General features: G+C 63.0%; 9 protein-coding genes. 7 read left to right on the top strand and 2 right to left on the bottom strand.

From position 1 onward, the window contains the following. Positions 1–332: 332 nt before the first annotated feature. A complete protein-coding gene (locus tag BLT65_RS44940) occupies positions 333–656 on the bottom strand; it encodes a cupredoxin domain-containing protein (RefSeq protein WP_425273217.1) in 324 nt (107 codons plus the stop codon). A 67-nt stretch (positions 657–723) separates the two neighbouring features. Further along, entirely contained in the window at positions 724–1,617 is an 894-nt protein-coding gene (locus tag BLT65_RS44935) for a metallophosphoesterase family protein (protein ID WP_091790517.1), read from the bottom strand. A 154-nt stretch (positions 1,618–1,771) separates the two neighbouring features. On the opposite strand from BLT65_RS44935, the gene BLT65_RS44930 reads away from it, so the two are divergent. From BLT65_RS44930 to BLT65_RS44900, 7 genes are all read left to right on the top strand, one after another. Then, a complete protein-coding gene (locus tag BLT65_RS44930) occupies positions 1,772–2,608 on the top strand; it encodes an RNA polymerase sigma factor (RefSeq protein ID WP_208545908.1) in 837 nt (278 codons plus the stop codon). Further along, complete coding sequence (locus BLT65_RS44925; protein ID WP_091790515.1) at positions 2,598–3,548, top strand: anti-sigma factor family protein; 951 nt, start codon at positions 2,598–2,600, stop codon at positions 3,546–3,548. Before BLT65_RS44930 ends, BLT65_RS44925 begins: the two co-directional genes overlap by 11 nt. Positions 3,549–3,769: 221 nt before the next feature. Next, positions 3,770–4,144 (top strand): 30S ribosomal protein S6, encoded by a 375-nt coding sequence (gene rpsF, locus BLT65_RS44920; protein ID WP_042310189.1) that lies wholly within the window; start codon positions 3,770–3,772, stop codon positions 4,142–4,144. Positions 4,145–4,209: 65 nt separating this feature from the next. Next, positions 4,210–4,509, top strand: coding sequence for a primosomal replication protein N (gene priB / locus BLT65_RS44915; RefSeq protein WP_007586561.1), 300 nt, complete (start codon positions 4,210–4,212; stop codon positions 4,507–4,509). A gap of 2 nt (positions 4,510–4,511) precedes the next feature. After that, the gene (gene rpsR, locus BLT65_RS44910) at positions 4,512–4,787 is read left to right on the top strand and encodes a 30S ribosomal protein S18 (protein WP_036004965.1); all 276 of its coding nucleotides are present in this window, start codon (positions 4,512–4,514) and stop codon (positions 4,785–4,787) included. A 25-nt stretch (positions 4,788–4,812) separates the two neighbouring features. After that, positions 4,813–5,265, top strand: a complete 453-nt coding sequence (gene rplI / locus BLT65_RS44905) for a 50S ribosomal protein L9 (RefSeq protein ID WP_042310191.1) — start codon at positions 4,813–4,815, stop codon at positions 5,263–5,265. A 167-nt stretch (positions 5,266–5,432) separates the two neighbouring features. Then, a complete protein-coding gene (locus tag BLT65_RS44900; RefSeq protein WP_091790514.1) occupies positions 5,433–6,821 on the top strand; it encodes a replicative DNA helicase in 1,389 nt (462 codons plus the stop codon). Positions 6,822–6,831: the final 10 nt, after the last annotated feature.

The raw sequence follows: 6,831 nt of genomic DNA, 5'->3' as shown, positions 1-6,831 counted from the left end.
TGGCGGTGTGAGCCGCTTTCTTTTGCCTACTTTTCTTTGCGGCGGCAAAGAAAAGTAGGTGCCGCCCCGCACAGGGGCGACGCCTGAAGCACGCTAACAAAGCGCGGATGCCAGCGCAAAGGCAAACACACCGCGCCGGAGCCCGCGCAGCAAACACCGAAACGCGGATGCCAGCGAAAAGGCAGGGGCACAGGGGCAACGCGTGAAGCACGAAGGCAAAGCGCGGATGCCAGCGCAAAGGCCAAAACACCGAACGGCGAGCAAAAACCAAACGCATCGCGGATGCCAGCGCAAACCCAGGCGAGCCACCTGCAAACCAAAACCGCCAACCCCTACCCAACCACAATCGTCCCACTCATCGTCTCATGCCCTGACCCACAAAAAATATCGCACAAAAAATCGACAGTCCCAGCCGGTCCGGCCTGCGCCGGCACGCGCACAACAGCCCCTGGCGGCACATCCGCCCGCACGTTGAACTGCGGAATCGCGAACCCCATCACCGTATCCAGAGCGGTCAGCTCAAACACAACATTCTCATGCGGCGCGAGCTTGATCTGATTCGGCGTGAATACGAACCTGCGCGCACTGACCTTGATGACGCGCGGCTCGGCGGCGCGCGCGTCGAAATGGCCCGCGACGGCCAGCACCGCGCCCATCGTGGCGAGCGTGAAAACGCGGCGTCGCTTCCTGTCGACGGCAAACGTCTGCATGTTGGTCTCCCCGTTATGACGTCTTGATCGGCATTTCATCGAGCGCGAGCGCGCCCGACGGCCTCGCGACCTGCACCTGCCGCCAGCCCAGCCCGCGATACGGCGCGGACGCGTCCCACGGCACCGGCAGCTTCTTGGGCTGCGACATCGCAAGCGGCAGCGGGAACATCAGCGAGCGCGCCGCGTGATGCGCAATGTTGCCCGTCACCATGTGATGCTCCTGATGGATGTGGCCATAGAACACGGTCACGTTCTTGCGCCGGCTCAACACGTCGATCACCTGCCCGCCGTCGCGCGTCGCCCAGTCCCATTGCGGCGCCAGATCGAACAGCGGCCGGTGCGTGAAGACGACGATGCGCGCGTCCTGCGGCTGTTTGTCGATATCGGCTGCAAGCCACGCGATCTGCTGCTCGCCGACGCGGCCCGCCGGGTCCGACACGTTGTCGATCGTGATGAAATGCACGCCCTTGTGATCGAACGTGTAGTGCGTCTGCCCGAAGTGCTCCTTGTACGCCGCGCCCGCGTCGAGACTCGCGTCGTGCTCGCCCGGCATCAGGTACAGCGGCTTCACCTTCAGTTGCGCGATGATTTCCTGAAACTGACGCATGCGTTCGTGGCGCAGCGCGGTGTCGTCGGTGGTGTGGGTCAGGTCGCCCGTGAAGATCACGAAATCGGGCGGCGATGGCAGCGCGTTGACGGCGGCAATCGCCTTCGGCAGCGTGCCTTTCGAATCGGGATTCACGCCGGGGCCTTCGAAGCCCCAATGAGCATCCGACAACTGGACGAAGTAGAAATCATCGTCGCGCCCATACGAGAAGCCGGGCAACGCCGACGCGAATGCCGCACCGCCGACGGCCGCCAGGCGCAGGAAATCGCGCCGCTTCAGACATTTCAGACTGTTTTGCATGATTCTCCTCGCGAGTGAATGACTCATTTGCGGTACTGCGAGGCCATGCTTTTTATTCCCGACTTTTTTTCGCGGCAGGCACGAAAACCGGGAATAAACTGGTTTCGAGATGGGTTTTGCAGCCGTGAAGTCTGGGCAAGCCTGGAGGCGATCGGTGAATGAGACCGGAAAACATGCTGGGGGCGACGCGCGCGCCGAGGCCGCGCGCAGTCTGCGCTTTCAGCAGATGGCGCTGCCGCATCTCGATGCCGCGTACAACCTTGCGCGGTGGCTATGCGGCAACGGACACGACGCCGACGACGTCGTGCAGGAAGCGTTCATGCGCGCTTACCGTTTCTTCGACACGTTCCACGGCGAGACCGCGCGGCCCTGGCTGCTCGCGATCGTGCGGCGCACCTGGTACACGGAATGGCGAAGGCGTTCGGGCGGCGTCAACGCGACGATCGAGTTCGACGAGAACCTCGACGACGAGACGTTCGAAGGCTGGAGCGCGAACTCGCCCGACCCCGAAGCGCTGCTGATCCGCGACGAAAACACGCGGCTCGTGCATGAGGCGCTGGAAATGCTGCCTGTCGAATATCGCGAGGTGCTGATCCTGCGCGAGCTGGAAGAATTGAGCTACCGCGAGATCGCCACGATTGCGGATCTGCCTGTCGGCACCGTGATGTCGCGGCTCGCGCGAGGGCGACGCAAGCTCGCGACGGCGTTGACGACCTTGCAATCGAAGGGGAGCGCGCGGCCGAGAGGCGGCGCGCGCGATGGGAGCGCCGCGCAGCGCGGGCCGGACGGAGCAGACGATGTGCCGGGCGCCCGGCCAGCCATGCGCGCATCGGCCCGGACCGAGGGGCCGTCCCGTCCGGGGCACGCCGGCGGCGGAGCACCGCCCGGCGGATCGCCCGATACGCCACGTAAAACCGAAAGCGGCTGGATGCCGCACGCTCCCAGCGCGCTGCCGGGTGGACTCGCACAGGAGGCGCCAGATGGACTGTAACGAAGCACGGCCGCTTCTCGATGCGAATGCGGACCACGAACTCACGCCGCCGCAATCGCGCGACGTGCAGCGGCATATCGAAAGCTGCGAGGCATGCCGGAGGGAAAGCGAGATGGTAAGGGCAATGAAGGGCGCGGTGCGCTCGGCCAACTACTATCGCGCGCCGGATGAACTGCGCGCGAAGATCATGGCGGCGCTGCCGCCGACCGAGCTTGCCGCTTCGCAAGGGGCGGTGCGCGACAGCGAAATGCGGCCCGAGCCACGCGCGAGGCAGCGCAAAGGCTGGTTCGACTGGGTGCGGCTGCCGCAACTGCCACAGCTTCCGAAAGGCGGCGGCTTCGGGCCGCTGGCGGGCGAGGGCGCGAGCGGCGCGATGAGCGGCGGCGGATGGCACACGGGCGCGGCCTGGCGCGGCGGTCTCGCGCTCGCGTTCTGTGCGCTCGTCGCGGCGGGCATTGCGGTGTCGCTGCACCGGACGGGCGAACCGATGCCGCTGGTCGACGAACTGGTGGCGAGCCATGTGCGCGCGCAACTGTCGGGGCACGATATCGACGTGATATCGACGGATCAGCACACGGTCAAGCCGTGGTTCAACGGCAAGCTCGACTACGCGCCGCCTGTAGAGGATCTCAGCGCGAGCGGCTTCCCTCTGGCGGGCGGGCGGCTCGACTATGTGGGGCATCGGCGGGTGGCCGTGCTGACGTACCGGCACGCCAAGCACGTGATCGACGTCTACGTGTTCCCCGAGGACGACCGCGCGGCGGGCAAGCCGGGTGCTCCGCTGATTCAGGACGGCTATGCGGTGGCGCGCTGGCGCGACGAGGGGATGATGTGGTGGGCCGTGACGGACGCCGCGCCCGAGTCGCTGACGGCGTTGCAGGCCGCGCTGACGGCCCGGCTGCATGGCGCGGAGCCGGGGGCGCCTTATTCCGGCAGTTGACGGAGACTGAAGACCATTGATGGCATTCGAAGGGCGGCTGGCGGCATGTTTTTGTGCCGCCAGCCGCCCTAAATCATTGAAAACACGCCCGAATCCGGCGGATGCCACCTGCTTTATCTTGCAAACAGTGCCGATTCAGGTTATATTCTTCGGCTTCTCACTTGCCACACCGGTTCGACGCCCGGGTGGCTTCTATCCATAAGTCAGCACAAGGAGTGAACATGCGTCATTACGAAATCGTCTTTATCGTGCATCCCGATCAAAGCGAGCAAGTGCCCGCCATGATCGAGCGTTACAAGACCACGATCACGTCGCACGGTGGCCAGATCCACCGCATCGAAGACTGGGGCCGTCGCCAACTGGCCTACATGATCGAGAAACTCGCGAAGGCTCACTACGTCTGCATGAACATCGAATGCGACCAGGCTACGCTCGACGAACTGGAACACGCGTTCAAGTTCAACGACGCCGTTCTGCGTCACCTCATCGTCAAGATGAAGAAGGCCGAAACCGGCCCGTCGCCGATGATGAAGGAAGTGCAGCGCGAAGAAGCCAAGAAGGCGGCTGCATCGCAGCCGACGGAAGCGCAGGCTTAAAGCAGAACCATTAAGCCATCAGAGTCACGCGGCGCGCTCTCATTCAGCGTCCGTAAAAGGAAGCGATGAACCGGCTGCAACTCACGGCGAGCGTCGTCGAACGCGAAATAGTGCGGTACACACCCGCTGGCGTTCCGATTGCAGGCTGTACGTTGCAACACCGCACGCAGGTCGTCGAAGCGGGCGTTGCCCGAACCGTCGAGCTGATCATGCAGGCGGTCGCGGCCGGTGAGGCGAGCGGCAAGCTGGAGCGGGTTGAGATGGGCGTCGAAACGCTCTTCACCGGCTTCCTGGCGAAGAAAAGCCGCAACGCGAGAACTCTGGTGTTTCACATCACAGAATTGCAGGACATTGGAAAGGACTGAACATGCCCCGCCCGACTGGTAAGAAATTCGACAAGCGTCGTCAGCAACAAAACCCGCTCTTCAAGCGCAAGAAGTTCTGCCGTTTCACGGCTGCAAATGTCGATCAGATCGACTACAAGGACATCGATACGCTGAAGGACTTCATCGGCGAAAACGGCAAGATCACGCCGGCACGTCTGACGGGTACCAAGGCCCACTATCAACGCCAGCTCGACACGGCGATCAAGCGCGCACGTTTCCTCGCGCTGATGCCGTACACCGATCAGCACAAGGCCTAACCGGACGACGTCAAGGAGCATCCGAATGCAAATCATTCTTCTCGAAAAAGTTGTGAACGTCGGCAACCTGGGCGACATCGTCAAGGTCAAGGACGGCTATGCACGTAATTTCCTGATCCCGAACAAGAAGGCACGCCGCGCAACGAAGGAAGCGATCGCTGAATTCGAAGTTCGCCGCGCAGAACTGGAAAAGGTCGCAGCTGAAAAGCTGACGGCTGCTCAGGCACAAGGCGAAAAGCTGTCGGGCCTGACGGTCCAGATCGCGCAGAAGGCTGGCGTCGACGGCCGTCTGTTCGGCTCGGTGACGAACGCCGACATCGCCGAAGCACTGGGCAAGCAAGGCTTCGCAGTTGAAAAGGCGCAAGTGCGTCTGCCGGAAGGCCCGCTGAAGATCGTTGGCGACCATCCGGTTCACGTCTCGCTGCACACGGACGTCACGGTTGACGTCACGGTGTCGGTGCTGGGCGAGCACGTCTAAGCCAGGCAGGAAACAAGATCGCCGGGACGTTGCTGGCGATAAAAGGCAGGGGCCGGGAAACCGGCCTCTGCCTTTTTTATTGTCCGCATTGGCTTTGCCGCGCGCTGCGGCGGTTCGATTTTCAGGATGCTATCCCGCCGTCCCACTTTGCCTGATAATTCCACCCCATGAACGCACCGTCGAAAGATCCTCAAATCGAGTCGCTGAAAGTCCCGCCCCATTCCATCGAGGCCGAGCAATCGGTGCTGGGCGGTCTGCTGCTCGACAACGCCGCATGGGACCGCATTGCCGACTTCCTCTCGCAAAGCGATTTCTACCGCTACGACCACCGCATCATTTTCGAGCACATCGGCAGGCTGATCGCGTCGACGCGTCCCGCCGACGTCGTGACCGTCTATGAAGCGCTGACCACGTCGGGCAAGGCCGAAGAGGTGGGCGGGCTCGCGTACCTGAACGCGCTCGCGCAGAACACGCCGAGCGCGGCGAACATCCGGCGTTATGCGGAAATCGTGCGGGATCGCGCGGTGCTGCGCCGGCTGGTTTCGGTCGCCGACGAAATTTCCGCCGATGCCTTCAATCCGCAAGGCAAGGAAGTTCGCCAGCTGCTCGACGAAGCGGAATCGAAGGTGTTCTCGATCGCCGAAGACGGCGCGCGCGGCACGCAGGGTTTCCTCGAAATCGGGCCGCTGCTGACGCAGGTCGTCGAGCGCATCGACACGCTGTACCACACGGCCAATCCGAGCGACGTGACGGGCACGCCAACGGGCTTCGTCGACCTCGACCGGATGACCTCGGGCATGCATGGCGGCGAGTTGATCATCGTGGCGGGGCGCCCGTCGATGGGTAAAACAGCGTTCTCGATGAACATCGGCGAATACGTAGCCGTCGAATATGGTTTGCCAGTCGCCGTGTTCTCGATGGAAATGCCGGGCACGCAACTGACCATGCGTATGCTTGGCTCGGTCGGCCGGCTCGACCAGCACCGCATGCGGACCGGGCGCCTGACGGACGAAGACTGGCCGAAGCTCACGCATGCCGTCCAGAAAATGAGCGAGGCCCAGCTTTTCATCGACGAAACGGGCGGCCTGAACCCGATGGAACTGCGCTCGCGCGCGCGGCGTCTGTCGCGCCAGTGCGGCAAGCTCGGCCTGATTATCATCGACTACTTGCAGCTGATGAGCGGCTCCTCGTCGGGCGAAAATCGTGCGACGGAAATTTCGGAAATCTCGCGTTCGCTGAAAAGCCTCGCCAAAGAACTCGACGTGCCCGTGATCGCGCTGTCACAGCTGAACCGCGGTCTCGAACAGCGCCCGAACAAGCGACCGATCATGTCCGATCTGCGCGAATCGGGTGCAATCGAGCAGGACGCGGACGTGATCCTGTTCATTTACCGCGACGAGGTCTACAACCCGGACAGCCCCGACAAGGGCACCGCCGAAATCATCATCGGCAAACAGCGTAACGGTCCGATCGGCCCAGTTCGGCTCACGTTCCACGGGCAATTCACGAAGTTCGACAATTTTGCGGGCGCGCAGAATTTCTACGGCAGCGAGTAGCACACTCCAC

It is taken from the genome of Paraburkholderia steynii (assembly GCF_900100565.1).
GTDB classification, from domain to species: Bacteria; Pseudomonadota; Gammaproteobacteria; order Burkholderiales; family Burkholderiaceae; genus Paraburkholderia; species Paraburkholderia terrae.
This window is presented reverse-complemented; position numbering and strand designations above follow the sequence as displayed.

Excerpts from the sequence above, each read along its gene's own strand:
- BLT65_RS44940 (WP_425273217.1), bottom strand. The coding sequence starts at position 656 with ATGGGCGCGGTGCTGGCCGTCGCGGGCCATTTCGACGCGCGCGCCGCC.
- BLT65_RS44935 (WP_091790517.1), bottom strand. The coding sequence starts at position 1,617 with ATGCAAAACAGTCTGAAATGTCTGAAGCGGCGCGATTTCCTGCGCCTG.
- BLT65_RS44925 (WP_091790515.1), top strand. The coding sequence starts at position 2,598 with ATGGACTGTAACGAAGCACGGCCGCTTCTCGATGCGAATGCGGACCAC.
- rpsF (WP_042310189.1), top strand. The coding sequence starts at position 3,770 with ATGCGTCATTACGAAATCGTCTTTATCGTGCATCCCGATCAAAGCGAG.
- priB (WP_007586561.1), top strand. The coding sequence starts at position 4,210 with ATGAACCGGCTGCAACTCACGGCGAGCGTCGTCGAACGCGAAATAGTG.
- rpsR (WP_036004965.1), top strand. The coding sequence starts at position 4,512 with ATGCCCCGCCCGACTGGTAAGAAATTCGACAAGCGTCGTCAGCAACAA.
- rplI (WP_042310191.1), top strand. The coding sequence starts at position 4,813 with ATGCAAATCATTCTTCTCGAAAAAGTTGTGAACGTCGGCAACCTGGGC.
- BLT65_RS44900 (WP_091790514.1), top strand. The coding sequence starts at position 5,433 with ATGAACGCACCGTCGAAAGATCCTCAAATCGAGTCGCTGAAAGTCCCG.